At 62.5% G+C, this 17,503-nt stretch carries 10 protein-coding genes; 2 read left to right on the forward strand and 8 right to left on the reverse strand.

What is annotated here, in order from left to right; all coding sequences use genetic code 11:
- From B3229_RS03390 to B3229_RS03410, 5 genes are all read right to left on the reverse strand, one after another.
- Complete coding sequence (locus B3229_RS03390) at positions 1 to 3,102, reverse strand: efflux RND transporter permease subunit (RefSeq protein ID WP_286868677.1); 3,102 nt, start codon at positions 3,100 to 3,102, stop codon at positions 1 to 3.
- The gene (locus B3229_RS03395; RefSeq protein ID WP_286868679.1) at positions 3,099 to 6,320 is read right to left on the reverse strand and encodes an efflux RND transporter permease subunit; all 3,222 of its coding nucleotides are present in this window, start codon (positions 6,318 to 6,320) and stop codon (positions 3,099 to 3,101) included. The genes B3229_RS03390 and B3229_RS03395 overlap by 4 nt, the downstream gene beginning before the upstream one ends.
- Entirely contained in the window at positions 6,317 to 7,546 is a 1,230-nt protein-coding gene (locus B3229_RS03400) for an MdtA/MuxA family multidrug efflux RND transporter periplasmic adaptor subunit (RefSeq protein WP_286868681.1), read from the reverse strand. The genes B3229_RS03395 and B3229_RS03400 overlap by 4 nt, the downstream gene beginning before the upstream one ends.
- Before the next feature lie 451 nt (positions 7,547 to 7,997).
- Entirely contained in the window at positions 7,998 to 9,725 is a 1,728-nt protein-coding gene (locus B3229_RS03405; protein ID WP_286868683.1) for a penicillin-binding transpeptidase domain-containing protein, read from the reverse strand.
- Positions 9,726 to 9,998: 273 nt separating this feature from the next.
- The gene (locus B3229_RS03410) at positions 9,999 to 12,272 is read right to left on the reverse strand and encodes a molybdopterin guanine dinucleotide-containing S/N-oxide reductase (RefSeq protein WP_286868685.1); all 2,274 of its coding nucleotides are present in this window, start codon (positions 12,270 to 12,272) and stop codon (positions 9,999 to 10,001) included.
- Positions 12,273 to 12,450: 178 nt separating this feature from the next.
- On the opposite strand from B3229_RS03410, the gene galR reads away from it, so the two are divergent.
- A complete protein-coding gene (galR, locus tag B3229_RS03415; protein WP_033752146.1) occupies positions 12,451 to 13,452 on the forward strand; it encodes an HTH-type transcriptional regulator GalR in 1,002 nt (333 codons plus the stop codon).
- Here the strand turns inward: galR and B3229_RS03420 are convergent.
- Entirely contained in the window at positions 13,449 to 13,901 is a 453-nt protein-coding gene (locus tag B3229_RS03420) for a GNAT family N-acetyltransferase (RefSeq protein WP_286868687.1), read from the reverse strand. The genes galR and B3229_RS03420 overlap by 4 nt on opposite strands.
- A 10-nt stretch (positions 13,902 to 13,911) precedes the next feature.
- The gene (gene lysA / locus B3229_RS03425; RefSeq protein WP_033792091.1) at positions 13,912 to 15,168 is read right to left on the reverse strand and encodes a diaminopimelate decarboxylase; all 1,257 of its coding nucleotides are present in this window, start codon (positions 15,166 to 15,168) and stop codon (positions 13,912 to 13,914) included.
- Positions 15,169 to 15,266: 98 nt separating this feature from the next.
- On the opposite strand from lysA, the gene B3229_RS03430 reads away from it, so the two are divergent.
- A complete protein-coding gene (locus B3229_RS03430) occupies positions 15,267 to 16,187 on the forward strand; it encodes a LysR family transcriptional regulator (RefSeq protein WP_286868692.1) in 921 nt (306 codons plus the stop codon).
- Here B3229_RS03430 and B3229_RS03435 read toward each other — a convergent pair.
- Positions 16,184 to 17,347, reverse strand: coding sequence for an MFS transporter (locus B3229_RS03435; RefSeq protein WP_033752155.1), 1,164 nt, complete (start codon positions 17,345 to 17,347; stop codon positions 16,184 to 16,186). The genes B3229_RS03430 and B3229_RS03435 overlap by 4 nt on opposite strands.
- Between the last annotated feature and the right edge of the window lie 156 nt (positions 17,348 to 17,503).

Here is a 17,503-nt window from a genome sequence, read left to right on the forward strand (position 1 = left end):
TCAGGATTCCGCATGGCGCAAACGGCGCCACTGACGTTGGGTGGCGCGACTCAGACGGTCGAGCCAGAGATAGACCACCGGCGTGGTAAACAGGGTCAGCAGCTGGCTCAGCGCCAGACCGCCGGCAATCGCCATGCCGAGCGGGCTGCGCAGATCGGCGTCGCCGCCGCTGCCGAGCGCCAGCGGCAGCGCGCCGAAAAACGCCGCCAGCGTGGTCATCATGATAGGGCGAAAGCGCATCAGGCACGCCTGCACGATCGCCTGCTGCGGCGTCAGGCCGAGACGGCGCTCGGCGTCGAGCGCAAAGTCGATCATCATAATGGCGTTCTTCTTGACGATGCCGATCAGCAGGATGATGCCGATCAGCGCAATCACCGTGAGCTGCGTGTTGGTAAGCAGCAGCAGCAGCAGCGCGCCGACGCCCGCCGACGGCAGCGTCGAGAGAATGGTCAGCGGATGCACGTAGCTCTCGTAGAGCACGCCCAGCACGATATAGACCGCCGCCAGCGCCGCCAGGATCAGCCAGGGCATGGTGGCCGTCAGCTGGCCGAAGGCGGCGGCGGTGCCGGCGAAACCGGCCTGGATGCTGGAGGGCAAACCGAGCTTCGCCATCGCCTGCTTGATCAGCGCCTGCGCCTGCTCCAGTGAGACGCCGTCGTTAAGGTTAAAGGCGACGGTGCTGGTGGCCGACTGCCCCTGATGCGCCACCGACAGCGGCGCGTTGCCGCTGGTCAGGGTGGCGAAGGCGGAGAGCGGCACCCGGACGCCGCTGTCGTTGATGACATAGAGCTGCTGCAATATCGCCGGATCGCGCGTGTAGCTGCTGTTAAGCGACATCACGACGTGATACTGATTCAGGGTGTGATAGAGCGTGGCGACCTGGCGCTGGCTGAAGGCGTTGTTGAGCATGGTGTCGAGCATCTGCACATTGACGCCGAGGCGCGTGGCGCGGTCGCGATCGATATTGATCACCACCTCCTGACCGCCGGTTTGCGAGTCGGAATCGACGCTGTTGAGCTGCGGGATCGCCGCCAGCGCCGCCTGCACTTTCGGCGTCCAGGTGCGCAGCAGATCGAGGTCGTCTGCCTGCAGGCTGTACTGATAGCTGGCGTTGGCGCTGCGGCCGCCGATATGCAGATCCTGCGCCGCCATCAGGAACATCTGCGCGCCGGCGATATGGCTGGTTTTCATGCTCAGCCGGTTGGCCACTTCGGTGGCGGTGACGTCGCGCTGGTCGAGATCCTTCAGCCGCACAAAGAAGTTGGCGCTGTTGCGCGAGCCGAACATGCCGCTGCCCATCGACGACATCACGCTCTCTACCGCCGGATCGGCCTGAATAATTTTGGTGAACATCAGCATTTTCGGCTTCATCGCCTGAAACGAGATGTTCTGATCGGCGCGCAGCGCGCCCATCAACAGGCCGGTGTCCTGATTGGGAAAGAAGCCCTTTTGCACCACGCTGTAGAGAAACAGATTCAGCAGCACGGTAAGCGCCAGGCTGAACATCGTCAGCTTCTGGTGGCGCATCACCCAGTTCAGCCCACGCGCGTAGGCGGCCAGCAGGGCGTTGAGGCGATTTTCGATAAACTGATAGACCGGATGCGGCCTGTTGGTGACGCGCGGCCTGCGCTTCAGCAGCCGTGAGCAGAGCATCGGCGTCAGGCTGAGGGAAACGAACATCGAGATCAGTAGCGACACCGTGAGGGTAATGGCGAATTCGCGGAACAGGCGCCCCACGATGCTGCCCATCAGCAGGATGGGGATAAAGACGGCGATAAGCGACACCGTCATCGACAGCACGGTAAAGCTCACCTCGCGCGCGCCGCGCACCGCCGCGCGCACCGGCCCCAGCCCCTCTTCAATATGGCGCGTAATATTCTCCAGCACCACGATGGCGTCATCCACCACAAAGCCGGTGGAGATAATCAGCGCCATCAGCGACAGGTTGTCGAGGCTGTAGCCGAGCAGATACATCACCGCGCAGGTGCCGATCAGCGACACCGGCAGCGCCAGCGCCGGGATCACCACCGCCTGCAGGTTGCGCAGGAAGACAAATACCACGGCGATGACCAGCAGTACCGCGATCAGCAGCGTCTCTTCGGTGTCGTAGAGCGAGGCGCGCACGCCGGGCGACCGGTCGATCACCACTTTGAGTTGCGTATCGGCGGGCAGATCTTTCTCCAGCGCCGGCAGCTGCGCCTTAATGGCGTCGATAGTGTCGAGCATATTGGCGCCCGCCTGGCGCTTGATGCCGATCATCACCGACGGCGCGGCGTTAAGGAAGCCGGCCTGATACTGATCCTCCACCGAGTCGTAGACGGTGGCGACGTCGTGCAGCCGCACCGCGTTGCCATCCTGATAAGCGACGATCAGATCGCGGTACTGCGCCGCCTTGTCGAGCTGGCCGTTGCTGTCCACCACCCACGACTGGCTGCTGCCCTGTAACATCCCTTTCGGCAAATTGGTGGTGCTGTTGGCGACGGCGCTGCGCACGCTATCCAGCGAGATGCCGTAGTGCGTCAGCTTTTGCGGCTGTAGATCGATACGCACCGCGGGCAGCGCGCTGCCCATCAGCGACACCTCACCCACGCCCTTCACCTGTCCCATCGCCTGCTCGATTTTGCTTTCGGCCAGATCGTACAGCTCGCCGGGCGTGCGCGTTTCGGAGGTGAGCGCCAGCATGACGATAGGAGCGTCGGAGGGATTCGCTTTGCGGTAGGTCGGCAGCGACTCCATGCTGCTCGGCAGCAGGCTGCGCGAGGCATTGATCGCCGCCTGCACGTCGCGCGCCGCGCCGTTGATATCGCGATCGAGCTCAAACTGTAAAATGATGCTGGCGGATCCCTGCGAGCTGCTGGAGGTCATTTCGGTGATGCCGGCGATCTGCCCCAGCGCGCGCTCCAGCGGCGTAGCCACCGTCGCCGCCATGGTTTCCGGGCTGGCGCCGGCGAGGCTGGCGCTCACCATAATGGTGGGAAAATCGACCTGCGGCAGCGGCGCGACCGGCAGCAGCCGGTAGCCGAGGGCGCCGAGCAGCAGGATAGCCAGCGTCAGCAGCAGCGTGGCGACCGGACGGAAGATAAACAGCCGCGTCAGGTTCATGACGCGCCTCGCGACTGCTGCTGGCGGCGTTTCACCCAGGCATTGCCGCGCTGCGCCAGCGCGTCAAACCAGAGATAGATCACCGGCGTGGAGAAGAGCGTCAACACCTGGCTGACGATCAGGCCGCCGACGATCACCAGCCCCAGCGGCTGACGCAGCTCTGCACCCGATCCCGACGCCAGCATCAGCGGCAGCGCGCCGAGCAGCGCCGCCATGGTGGTCATCAGGATCGGTCGGAAGCGCAGCAGGCAGGCCTGATGGATCGCCTCGCGCGGGCTAAGGTGCTGCTTGTTCTCCGCCTCCAGCGCAAAGTCGATCATCATAATGGCGTTCTTTTTCACGATGCCGATCAGCAGGATCACGCCGATTAGCGCAATCAGGCTGAACTCGCTGCCCGCCAGCAGCAGCGTCAGCAGCGCGCCGACCGCCGCCGAGGGCAGCGTAGAGAGAATGGTCACCGGGTGAATAAAGCTCTCGTAGAGAATGCCCAGCACCACGTACATGGTGAGCAGCGCGGCGAGGATCAGCCACAGGGTATTGCCGGTGGCGCTCCTGAAAGCGGCGGTTTCCCCCTGATAGCGCAGCGTGATGCTCGACGGCATTCCCAGCTGCTGCTGCACCTTGGCGATCGCCTTCTGCCCCTCTTCCAGCGAGTAGCCGCTATTCAGGTTAAAGGAGATCGTCACCGCCGGGAACTGGTTGAGCCGCATATGCATCAGCGAACCGGCGCGCTGGTGAATGGTGGCGACAGAGGTCAGCTTTACCATGCCGCCGCTGGCGTCGCTGGCTGAAGTTGAGGCTGATGTCGAGGTTGACGTTGACGTTGACGTCGACGAGGTTGAAGTCGAGGTCGACGATGAGGTCGAACTTGTCGTCGCGCTGTCGCTGGTCGCGGGCTGCAGATAGACATCCTCAAACGACGCGGGCGACTGCTGGTAAGCGGGCGCTACCTCCAGCACCACGCGATACTGGTTTGACTGGGTAAAGATGGTCGAGACCAGGCGCTGGCCGAAGGCGTTATAGAGCGCAGTATCAACGTCCGAGGCGGTAATGCCGTAGCGCGCCGCTTTATCGCGGTTCAGCTCGACCCAGGCGACGCGGCCCTGATCCTGCAAATTGCTCACCACGCCGTTAAACTCGGGCCGCTTTTGCAGCGCCGCCACCAGCCGCGGCGACCAGGTCACGAGGTTTTCGCTGTCGGCGTCGTCAAGGGTGAACTGATACTGGCTCGGCGTCACCTGATCGTTGACCGTCAGATCCTGCGCAGGCTGCATATAGAGCTGGATGCCCGCCACCTGGGTCGCCGCCTGCTGCAGCTGCTTGATCACCACGTCAGCCTTGTCGTCGCGCTGGTCGAACGGCTTCAGGTTAATCTGTAGCCGTCCGCTGTTCAGGCTGGTGTTGCTGCCGTCGATGCCGATAGTGGAAGAGACGCTCTCCACCGCCGGGTTGGCCAGCACCACCTTCGCCAGCGCCTGCTGACGCTTCGCCATCTCGCTAAAGGAGACATCCTGCGACGCCAGCGTAATGCCCTGGATCAGTCCGGTATCCTGCGTCGGGAAGAAGCCTTTCGGTACCGCCATATAGAGCAGCGCAGTGAGCGCAAAGGTCGCCAGCGCCGCCAGCAGCGTCAGCTTCTGGTGATTGAGCACGATGGTCAACAGCCGGTCATAGCCGCAGATCAGCCTGTCGAACAGCTCGCCGCCCTTGCGCGCAAAGCGCGACTGCCGCTCCGGCGGGATATGGCGCAGCAGATAAGCGCACAGCATCGGCGTTAAGGTCAGCGACACCAGCATCGACACCAGAATCGACACCGCCAGGGTGATGGCGAATTCGCGGAACAGCCGCCCCACCACGTCGCCCATAAACAGCAGCGGGATCAGCACCGCAATCAGCGAGAAGGTCAGCGAGATAATGGTGAAGCCGATCTGCTGCGATCCTTTCAGCGCCGCCTGCATCGGCGTTTCGCCCTCCTCCAGCCGCCGCGAGATATTCTCCACCACCACGATGGCGTCGTCGATCACGAAGCCGGTGGCGATGGTCAGCGCCATCAGCGACAGGTTATTGAGGCTGAAGCCCGCCAGATACATCACGCCGAAAGTGCCCACCAGCGACAGCGGCACCGCCACGCTGGGGATCAGCGTCGCCGCCACGTTGCGCAGGAACAGAAAGGTCACCATTACCACCAGCGCGATGGAGAGCATCAGCTCGAACTGCACGTCGCTGATCGAGGCGCGGATGGTCTGGGTGCGGTCGGAAAGTATCGTTATCTTCACGCCGTCCGGCAGTGCGGCCTGTAGTGTTGGCAGTGCCGCCTTGATGCTGTCGACCACCTGAATCACGTTGGCACCCGGCTGGCGCTGCACGCTGATAACAATCGCCGGGCTGCGGTTGGCCCAGGCGGACTGATAGCTGTTTTCCGGCCCCTGTTCAATATGGGCAATATCCTTCAGGCGCAGCGCCGCGCCGTTCTGATACGTCAGGATCAGGTTGCCGTACTCGTCGGCGGTGCGCAGCTGATCGTTGGCGTCGATGGTGACCGAGTGATATTTGCCGTCGAAGCCGCCCTTGGAACCGTTGACGTTGCTGTTGCTAATCAACGTGTTGACATCTTCCAGCGTCAGCTTGCGCGCGGCGAGCGCGACCGGGTTCATCTGCACGCGGATCGCCGGCTGATGACCGCCCGCCAGCGTCACCATGCCGACGCCAGAGATCTGCGACAGCTTCAGCGCCACGCGGGTATTGACCAGATCCTGCACCTGCGTCAGCGGCAGGTTATCTGAACTGGCCGCCAGGGTGATCACCGCGCTGTCTGCTGGATTGACCTTTTTATAGGTCGGCGGATTGGGCAGATCGCTCGGCAGCAGGTTGTTGGCGGCGTTAATCGCCGCCTGCACTTCCTGCTCCGCTACGTCGAGCGAGAGATCGAGACCGAACTTCAGCGTAATAATGGAGGAGCCGCTGGAGCTGGTCGAGGTCATCTGGCTCAGCCCCGCCATCTGCCCCAGCTGGCGCTCCAGCGGCGAGGTCACCGACGACGCCATCACGTCGGGGCTGGCGCCGGGATAGAGAGTGGTGACCTGGATAGTGGGATAGTCCACCTGCGGCAGCGCCGAGGTCGACAGGAATTTGTAGGCAAAAATGCCGGCGACCAGCACGCCCACCATCAGCAAAATAGTGGCGACCGGCCGCAGGATAAACAGGCGTGACGGATTCATTTTGCCTCGGCGCTTGCGGTCGGTTGCGTCTCATCCGCCAGCGCCACTTTGCTGCCGTTGGTGAGGCGATCGATACCTTCGGTCACCAGACGGTCGCCGGGCTCGACGCCCTTCAGGATCGCCTGCCTGTCGTCGCCGAACGCCGGACCGGCGGAAACCGCTTTGCGCGTCACGCTGTTGTCTTTATTGATTACAAAGACAAAGCTGCCGTTGCTGCTCAGCTGCAGCGCCTGCGACGGGATCACCGTCGCCCCTGTCAGGGTAGCAATCTGCAAACGCAGATTGACGAACTGGTTGGCGTAGAGCGCCTCGTCCTCGTTGGCGAAGGTCGCCTTCAGCGCCACGGTGCCGGTGCTGGTGTCGATCTGGTTGCTGATGAATTTCACTTCGCCCTGCGCCAGCGCGCGGCTGTTGTCCTGGTCGAAGGCAGTGGCGGGCAGCGCCTGACCGTTGTGCAGCGCCTTGATCAGCGCGGGAATATTGCTATGCGGCACGCTAAAAGTCACGGCGGCGGGCTGCATCTGGGTAATAGTCACCAGCCCGGTGCTGCTGGAGCTTTGCACCATATTGCCCGGATCCACCAGCCGCAGCCCGACGCGACCGCTGACCGGCGCGGTGATGCGCGCATACTCAATGCTCAGCTTCGCGCTGGCGATCTGCGCCTGGTCGGCGGCGACCGCGCCGCGATACTGCCCGACGGTGGCGGTCTGGGTGTCGAGATCCTGACGCGCCAGCGAATCCTGCGCGTAGAGTTTGCGGTAGCGCGCCAGCGTCAGCTCAGCGCTTTTCAACAGCGCCTGGTTTTCGCTCAGCTCCGCCTGATACTGATTCAGCGTCGCCTGAAAGCCGCGCGGATCGATCTGCGCCAGCAGTTGGCCCGCCTCTACCTTCTGCCCTTCCGTGAAGTAAACCTTCTCCAGCTGGCCGTCGACGCGGCTGGTGACGGTGACGCTGGCATTGGGGATCACCGTGCCGAGCGCGTTGAGGTAAACCGGCACGTCGGCGGTGGTCGCTACGCCGCTGTGCACCAGCGTCGCGCCGCCGCCCATCATCGCCATGCCCGGCGGCCCGCCGCGTCCGCCGTGACGATCGCCAGGCGGCATCCCGCCCTGCCTTTTGCCGAGCGGCAGCACGCGCCAGACGACGCCGGCAATAATCACCATCAGGATGAACAGCAGCAGCCATTTAAGCCAGCGGGAACGGGAGGTGCGGGACGCATTAGTCATGGTTAACAGTCTTGCCAGAAGTAGAAAGAAAAAATCCCCTCATTTTCAGGGGATTATTGCGTTTATCAATCATCACGCCGCGTATTATCTGCGAAGCCCCGTCTGTTTTTCCATCGGCAAACCGTAAGGGTTGTGTTAAGAATGGTCAGACTTTCCAGCCGAGGCTCAGCGCGTCATGCAGCGTCATTTTCTGACGTGAGCGAGTAAAACGTAATTGGTTAATAACAGGCAAAAAAAACCCACGCATCCGCGTGGGTTGGTGCAATAAACAGGGTGGATTATCCTTGCGGATGCCGCTGCCTGGAGCAGCGCGTTTTCGCACCTATCAATACCTCTGGGACTGTTATCCTCGCACTCTGCGGCGGGACAAAACAGCGCGAAAACGCAACGGAATTCGGGGAAATGAAACCAGGTATGAATAAGTTCCATACCCGGTTACATACTGATTTTACTAAGATTTATCTGAAGGCTTATTGTAAATAGCGTCCGGCGCGATATTCATATGCTTCAGCACCGGCCCCATAATGTTGCCGAAGATCGGCGCGGCAACCGAGCCGCCGAAGTGATCGCCGGCGGTAGGATGGTTGATCATCACCACCAGCGCCACCTCTGGATGACTGGCAGGCGCCACGCCGGCGGTGTAGTTGATATAGCCGCCGTCATATTTGCCGCTGTCGCCCATCTTCTCCGCGGTACCAGTTTTGGTCGCCAGCCGGTAGCCCGGCACCGCCGCTTTGATGCCGGTGCCGCCAGGCAGCACGTCGCTCTCCAGCATATGCACCACCTCTTTCACCGTTTCCGGATTCGCCACCTGCTTGCCGAGCACCGGCGGCGTCACGCGAGTAATCGACAGCGGACGGTAAACGCCGAACGAGCCCAGCGTGGCATATTCACGTGCAATTTGCAGCGGCGTCACGCGCAGGCCATAGCCGAAGGAGAAAGTGGCGCGCTCGATATCGGCCCAGCGCTGACGGTGCGCCGGGAAGTAGCCGACGCTCTCGCCGGTCAGCCCCAGCCCTGTCGGTTTGCCCAGGCCGAACGCCTGATAGGTATTGACCAGCGCCTCGGCGGGCATCGCCAGCGCGATATGGGAGACGCCGATGTCGCTCGATTTTTGCAAAATGCCGGTCATGGTCAGGCGCGGCCAGTGCCCGACGTCGCGGATCAGGTGGCCGTTTACCCGATAGGGCGTGGTGTCGATCACTGAATCGGGGCGCACCAGATGGCGTTCCAGCCCTTCCATCACTACCAGCGGCTTCACCGTCGAACCCGGCTCGTAGCTGTCGTTGATCGCCGCGTTGCGCATCTGCGCCGGGGTGGCGCCGTCATAGTTGTTAGGGTTAAACGACGGGTAAGAGGCCATGCCGAGAATTTCGCCGGTGTCGATCTTCACCAGCACCGCCGCGCCCGAGTCCGCCTTGTTGAGCAGCACGCCGTCGCGCAGCTTGCTGTAGAGCGTGTACTGATCGAACTTGTCGATGCTGAGCTGCACCGTTGGCGGCTGCGTCGGCGGGGTATAGCTCAGCATGGAGATAATGTGGCCCGCCGCGTCCTGGCGATAAACCTCTTTGCCCGGCACGCCCTGCAAAATCTTGTCGTAGCCTTTTTCCAGCCCGTTCAGGCCAACATTGTCGGCGCCGACGATGCCGATTAGCGGCGCCGCCGCCTCGCTCATCGGGTAGAAGCGGCTATCGTCATAGACTTCGCTGATGCCTTTCAGATGCAGCTCGGCGATATCTTTGGCGATGCCAAGCTCAATCTTGCGCCCCAGATAGAGAAAGCGGCGTTTCGGATTGGCGGTGATCTGCGCGGCGATCTGCTCGGGCCGCATATTCAGCGCCGACGCCAGGTAGGCCCATTTGGCGCTGAGGAAGTCGGGATTCGCCTCCAGCACGCGCATGGGATCGGCGATAACGTCACGCGACGGCACCGAGAGCGCCAGCGCTTCGCCGTTGCGATCCAGCAGGGTGCCGCGGTTGGTCGGCAGCGTAACGGTGCGCAGCGAGCGCTGATCCGCCTCATGCTCCAGCATCGGCTGATTCAGAAACTGCAGATCGGCGATGCGCGCCATCAGTATCACCATGCAGGTCAGCACGCCAAGGCAAATCAGGCGAAAACGAAACGGGTTAAACGGGGCTTTGATCTGGTCTTTTCCCAGTAGTTTTTTTATCCGGGGCATAGCAATCCGCTGCAAAGAAAAGTAAAAAAATATCCACGCGAGCAGTTATAAAGAAAGCGCTACGCCGTTAACAGGAAAACTGTGTATCAGTTCGTAATCGGCGCGCCAGGCAAAAAAAAACCTGCGCATCTGCGCAGGTCGGTGTAATCAAGAAAATCTATTGATGTTCACCCATCAATACCTCTGGGACCCTGACTGTAACAAGGCCGCGAGACGGGCTGCCATCACTCAAACGCAACAGTGTCCGGCAAAATGTAACCAGCCATGTGTTTGTTAAGCGATTTTGCAAACCGCATGTTTTTTGATGTCCACCAGGCAGCTCATGGCGTTGGGACCCTGCGTCAGCGACGAGGTGCCGATATCCAGCGTCAGCACGTTAGGGTTGCCCGCACGGTCAAATGGCTGCCACTCCGCGCCGAAGCCGGGATCGAACCAGGCGCCGGTGGCGACGATGACCACGCCCGGCGTCAGCCCGTCGGTCAGGCGCGCGCCCGCCAGCATCGCGCCGCGCGCGTTACGCACCTCAACGACTTCGCCGTCGGCAATGTCGCGCGCCGCCGCGTCCTGCGGATGCAGATAGAGCGTTTCATGGCCGGCAGTTTTGTTGCCCTGCACCGTCGGCGTGGCGTCAAGCTGGCTGTGCAGCCGATCTGACGGCTGGATAGAGATCATATGCAGCGGGAACTGCTCGCTCAGCGCCGCCCCCAGCCACTCCTGAGGTTCGCGCCACTCCGGATGACCGGCGAAATCGGCCAGGTCATAGTCGGCGATGGTCTGACTAAAGAGTTCGATCTTGCCGCTGGCGGTTTTGATTGGATGACGCACGGGATCGGCGCGGAAATCCTCCATAAAGATGTAGGGCTTGCCGCCTTCCGGGATCTCAACGAAGCCGCGCGACCAGAACTCGGCGAACTCCGGAAAGTCGATGCCCTTGCGCGCATGCGCCGTCGCGCATTGCTGATAAAGGTGTTCGATCCACTGACGTTCGTCGCGCCCTTCGGTGAACTGCTGGCGATAGCCGAGGCGTTCGGCCAGATCGGCGAAAATATCGAAATCGTTGCGCGCCTGATGCTGCGGCTTAATCGCCTGATGCATCGCCAGCACAAAACGGTCGCGCGAGGAGCCGCCGATATCGTTGCGCTCCAGCGTGGTGGTGGCGGGCAGAACGATATCCGCCATCTGCGCCGCCGGCGTCCAGACGATATCCTGCACCACCACGGTGTCCGGCTTCTGCCAGCCTTCGACCAGGCGGTTAAGCTGCTGATGATGGTGGAAAGGATTGCCGCCCGCCCAGTGCACCAGATGAATGTCGGGATAGGTCAGCGTCTCGCCCTGGAACGCGTAAGGCTGGCCGGGATTGAGCAGCATATCGCTGATGCGCGCCACCGGAATCGACAAGCCGGAAGGATTGGGGCCGGTCGCCATCAGCGGCGCCGGGCCATCCTGACGCGGGTTGCCGACGCTGTTCATCGAACCGTGGCCGAACGAGAAGCCCGCGCCCGGCAGGCCGGGCTGGCCGAGCATCGACGAGAGCGCGATCATCATCCAGTAAGGCTGTTCGCCGCGATGGGCGCGCTGCACCGAGTAGGAGCAGGTAATAAAGCTGCGCTTGCCGATCAGCTGTTCGGCCAGGCGCACGATGCGCTCCGGCGGGATGCCGGTGATGCGGCTCGCCCAGCCGGCAGTTTTGGCGACGCCGTCGCTTTCGCCCAGCAGGTAGGCGCGCAGCTGCGGCCAGCCGGTGCAGTGGCTGGCGAGAAACGCCTCGTCCACCGCGTTGCGCTGGGCGATCTCGTAGCCGAGCGCCAGCATCAGCGCCACGTCGGTATTGGGGCGAATCGGGATCCAGTCGGCGTTAACCCATGCCGGGCAGTCGTCGCGCATCGGGCTGATATTAATCACCGGCGTGCCTTTGGCCGCCAGCTGCTCCAGCGCCGGTTTCAGACTGTGCTGGCCCGCGCCGCCCGACGCCACCTGGGCGTTTTTCAGCGCCAGCCCGCCGAAGGCGACGAAGATCTCCGCATGCTCTACCACCTGCGGCCACTCGGTGACGCGACCGGTCAGCGGCATATAGGTGCCGATCACATAGGGCAGGAAGAACTGCGCCGCGCCCCAGCTGTAGTTGCCCTGCTGATCGACGCCGCCGCCGCCCTGAAAATAGAAGCGGCGCACCAGGGTGCGCGCGTGGTTGACGCGGCCCGCCGACGACCAGCCGTAAGAACCGTTGAAAATGCCGGAGGCGCCGTAACGTTCGCGGATGCGGCGGTTTTCATCCGCCACCAGATCCAGCGCCGTCTCCCAGTCGACGGCAACGAAATCTTCACGGCCGCGCAGCGTGCGGTCGCTGTTTTCGCGCGATTTCAGCCAGGAGCGGCGCACCATCGGCTGCCGAATACGTTTATCGGAATAGACCAGCTCGGGAATGGTGTTCAGCATCGGCGACGGATCGGCGTCGGCGAAGAACGGCTCGCAGCCGATCAGACGATCGTTTTCAGTCACGGCGCTGAACGCGCCCCAGTGCGCCAGATGTGGCACTCGCTTTTTCATGGTTTCTTTTACGGCAGGTAAGGGAAAAATGCAGGATAGCACGCGACCCCGCGCCGGGTTAAGCCTGGAGTTTTCCCCCTTTTTGCGACGGCGCAGACATTCTGTCGGCTTGATACAGGCCGCCTTTTCCGTAACACTGCTGCCATGTGTAAACGTTTTCCCTAAAACAGGTCGAGGCATGGCTACGATTAAGGATGTTGCCAGACTGGCGGGTGTTTCCGTCGCGACGGTGTCCCGTGTGATTAATAATTCGCCTAAAGCCAGCGAAAGCTCGCGTCAGGCTGTTAGCCAGGCGATGGAGGAGCTGCAGTATCACCCCAATGCCAACGCGCGCGCCCTGGCGCAGCAGTCGACCGAAACCTTAGGCCTGGTGGTCGGCGACGTATCGGATCCTTTTTTCGGCGCAATGGTTAAGGCGGTTGATGAAATCGCCGGACAGACCGGCAACTTTTTGCTGATTGGTAACGGTTACCATAATGAGCAAAAAGAGCGGCAGGCGATTGAACAGCTGATGCGCCACCGCTGCGCCGCGCTGGTGGTGCATGCGAAGAAAATCCCTGACGCCGAACTGGAGTTACTGATGAAGCAGATGCCGGGCATGGTGCTGCTGAACCGGCTGCTGAAAGGGTTTGAACAGCGCTGTATCGCGCTCGACGATCGCTACGGCGCCTGGCTGGCGACGCGCCATCTTATTCAGCAGGGACATCAGAATATCGCCTTTATCTGCTCGACCCACCCTATTTCCGACTCCGAAGATCGCCTGCAGGGCTACTACGACGCGCTGAAAGAGCACGGCCTGCCCGCTAACGATCGGCTGGTGACCTTTGGCGAACCGGATGAAGTGGGCGGCGAGCAGGCGATGACCGAGCTGCTGGGACGCGGCCGCAGCTTTACCGCGGTGGCATGCTATAACGATTCGATGGCGGCCGGCGCGCTGGCGGTGCTGAGCGATAACGGCGTGCGCGTACCGGAAGAGATGTCGCTGATCGGCTTCGATGACGTGCTGGTATCGCGCTATGTGCGCCCGCGCCTGACCACGGTGCGCTATCCCATCGTCACCATGGCGCAGCAGGCGGCGGAGCTGGCGTTAGCTCTGGCTCATGCGCAGCCGCTGCCGGAGGTGACCAATATGTTCAGCCCGACGCTGGTACGGCGTCATTCGGTGAGCGGGCCAGGTTAAAGCTCGCGCCGGTAGAGCCTGACCTTTTTATCGGGATAGTCCAGCGCCTCGCCCGCCGGCGTCCAGCCGCAGCGTTCGTAATAGCCGCCGAAGGTCGACCAGAGCCACAGGCTGCGGTGGCCGCGCTGCCGCGCATAGTCGATAACATGCTGCTGCAGCGCCGCGCTCAGGCCGGTGCCGCGCGCGCTTTCATCGACGTAGAGCGCGGCGAGCCAGGGAAAGAGATCCTGGCGGCTAATCAGATCGCAGCGCCAGAAGCCCACCGTGCCCACTGCCCTGCCCGCGTCGTCGACCGCGACGAAAGTGACAGGAAACTCCGCTCCATGCAGCGAGCTCTCCACCACGCTGGCCATAAAGTCGCGCCCGTTCTCCGCGTCAAAGGCGCGCCACAGCCAGTCGGTCACCTGCTCGGCAAACTGCGGCGCGTCGCGCAAAGAGAGGATATTCATCGCGTGCGCCTTAGCCCAGCTCAAGCGCCAGCAGTTCCTGAATGGTTTGCGCCCGGCGGATTTCGCGCGGTTCGCCCTGCTCGAACAGCACTTCCGGGATCAGCGGACGGCTGTTGTAGTTAGAGGACATTGAGGCGCCGTAAGCGCCGGTATCGTGAAACACCAGATAGTCGCCCACCTGCGCCGCAGGCAGCGCGCGCGTTTCTACCTTGCCGCCTTCCAGCTGGGTAAAGACGTCGCCCGACTCGCACAGCGGCCCGGCGACCACGGTATCGCGCTGGGTTTGCTGGTCAATAGCGCGACCGTCGCCCGGCAGCAGCGAAATATGGTGATAGCTGCCGTACATCGACGGACGCATCAGATCGCTGAAGCCCGCATCCACCAGCACGAAGTGGCGGCTGCCCATCGCTTTCACCGCGCGCACCTGCGACACCAGCACGCCCGCCTCGGCAACCAGGAAACGGCCCGGCTCGATCTCCAGTTTGACTGCGTGGCCGAGGTGAGCGGCGATACGCTGACGCGCCGCGTCCCACAAACCGAAATAGTGCGCGGTGTCAATCGCCTCTTCGCCGAAGCGATAAGGAACAGAGAGCCCGCCGCCCGCCGAAATCGCCTCAAGATCGTGGCCGAGCGCGATCACCTGCTCCACCATTGCGTCGCACACCTGCTGCAGGTGGCCGTAATCGACGCCGGAGCCGATATGCATATGCAGCCCGATCAGGCGCAGCCCGTAGGTTTTAATCGCCGCCAGCGCCTGCGGCAGTTCGCTGTGCCAGATGCCGTGCTTGCTGTTTTCGCCGCCGGTATTGGTTTTCTGGCTGTGGCCGTGGCCGAAACCAGGGTTGATGCGCAGCCATACCGCGTGGCCCGGTGAAACCTGGCCCAGCTGGTGCAGCATATCCACCGAGCCGGCGTTCACCGGCACCTTGAGTTCGGCAATGCGCGCCAGCGTCGGCCGGTCGAATACGTCGGCGGTAAACACGATATCCTCGCCGCCCGGCTGAAAGCCCGCCGCCAGCGCGCGTTCGATTTCGCCGAGCGACACGGAGTCGACTTTGACGCCCGCCGCGCGCATCAGACGCAAAATATGAATGTTTGAGCAGGCTTTCTGCGCAAAGCGCACCACGTCGAAGGCGCGCAGCTGTTCGATACGCTGCTGAATAATCTGGGCGTCATAGGCCCAGAACGGGCCGCTGTACTGTTGCGCCAGCGGCAGCAGCTGCGCGGCGTTAAGCGCGGTGGTGTGGTCGGTCAAGGCGCGTGGCATAAGCATTCTCCTGTGAGTTGCCCCTATTAGGCCAGATGCGTGCCATGCTGAAAAATATCTGTTTTAATAGCTTCTATGCAAAATGGATATGACAGCATATGGCGAAAATCAACTGGCGGCATATAGAGATTTTTCACGCGGTGATGACCAGCGGCAATCTGACGCAGGCCGCCGCGCTCCTGAATACCTCGCAGCCCACCGTCAGCCGCGAACTGGCGCGGCTGGAAAAGCAGCTCGGCCTGCGGCTCTTCGCGCGCGTGCGCGGTCGGCTGCAGCCCACGGTGCAGGGTCTGCGGCTGTTCGAAGAGGTGCAGCGCTCCTGGTACGGGCTGGATCGCATTATGGAAGCGGCCGACGGGCTGCGTCAGTTCCGTCAGGGCGAACTGTCGATCGCCTGCCTGCCGGTCTTTTCACAGTCGCTGCTGCCGCCGCTGGTGCAGCCTTTTATGCAGCGCTATCCCGACGTCAGCCTGAATATTATTCCGCAGGAGTCGCCGCTGCTGGAGGAGTGGCTGTCGGCGCAGCGCTACGATCTCGGCCTGACCGAAACCCAGCATGCGCCCGCCGGCACGGAGCGGCTGCCGCTGCTCACCTGCGACGAGGTCTGCGTGCTGCCGCAGGATCATCCGCTTTGCGCGCGCGCGGTGCTGACGCCGCAGGATTTCGCCGGAGAGAACTATGTCAGCCTGTCGCGTGCCGACAGCTATCGTCAGCTGCTGGATACGCTGTTTCATGAGCAGGGCGTGGAGCGCAGGCTGGCGCTGGAGACGCACAGCGCGGCGTCGGTGTGCGCCATGGTGCGCGCGGGGGTGGGGATTTCAGTGGTGAATCCGCTGACGGCGCTCGACTATGCCGACAGCGGCGTGGTGATGCGGCGCTTCAGCGTCGCGGTGCCCTTTACCGTGAGCCTGGTGCGGCCGCTGCACCGCCCCGCGTCGGCGCTGGTAGCGGCCTTTATCGACCACCTGCAAGCGCAGGTGGCCGATTTTCCTCAGCGCATCGCCGAACGGCTGGCTTAAGCGCGCACGGCGGCGGCGTTGCCGCCCGATTTACGAAAGGTGATCAGGCAGATAATCAGGCCAATAGCGGCCAGCGCGGCGGCGGCCACCGGCACGGCGGTCAGGCCGTAGCCTCGACCGATCACCGCGCCGCCGACCCATGCGCCCAGCGCGTTGCCGACGTTAAAGGCGGAGATGTTCAGGGTTGAGACCAGATTCGGCGCCTCTTTGCCGTGGCGCACCACGTTGATCTGCAGGCCGGGCACGGTGGCGAATGTCGCCATCGCCCACAGGAACAGCGTCACCTCCGCCAGCCACAGCGCATGGCTGGTCCAGCTAAACAGCAGCGAGAAGATGGCGATCAGCGAGAAGCTTAAAATCAGGCTGAAGGAGACCTTCCAGTCCGCCAGCTTGCCGCCGAGGATATTGCCGACGGTCAGACCGGCGCCGATCAGGAACAGCGTCCAGCTGACGCCGCGCGCGCTGATGCCGGTTACCTGCAGCAGCAGCGGCGCAATATAGCTGAACAGCGCGAACATCGCCGCGGCGAAGAACACCGTCATCAGCAGCGAAAGCCACAGTTTGCCGTTGGCCAGCGCGCTGATTTCGCTCGCCAGATGCACCGGCTTCTCTTCTTTATTGGTGGGCAGGCTGACGATCAGCGCGATAAAGGCGAGTACGCCGATAATGGCGACGCCCCAGAAGGTGGCGCGCCAGCCGAACAGCTGACCAAACCAGGTGCCGAGCGGCACGCCGAGCACGTTCGCCAGCGTCAGGCCGGTGAACATCAGCGCCACCGCAGACGCCTGACGTCCCGGCGCCACCAGGCTCGACGCCACGACCGCGCCGATGCCGAAGAAGGCGCCATGACAGAGCGCGGTGATCACGCGGGCCATCATTAGCAGGTTGTAGGTGTAGGCGAGCGCGCAGAGCACGTTGCCGATAATAAAGATAATCATCAGCAGGATAAGCGTCTTTTTACGCGGCAGCTTTGCGGTTAACAGCGCCATAATCGGCGCGCCGATGGCGACGCCCAGCGCATAGCCGCTTATCAGCCAGCCCGCTGACGGGATCGAGACCTGCAGATCGCCCGCCACGTCGGGCAGCAGGCCCATAATGACGAACTCGGTGGTTCCAATCGCAAACGCACTCAGCGCCAGCGCCAGTAAAGCAACAGGCATAACACACTCTCCCAATCGATATGCAGGTGAACGCCGCAGCGGACGCCGGGCGCGGACGGTTATAAAAATTTGAACTTCGTCACGCTGAGTATTAAATCATAGCCGTCAGCTTGCATACACCCTGCGTGCGGCAAGGATCTTTTGCCGCAGAAGCAA

It is taken from the genome of Pantoea sp. UBA5035 (assembly GCF_002415245.1).
GTDB lineage: Bacteria > Pseudomonadota > Gammaproteobacteria > Enterobacterales > Enterobacteriaceae > Pantoea > Pantoea septica.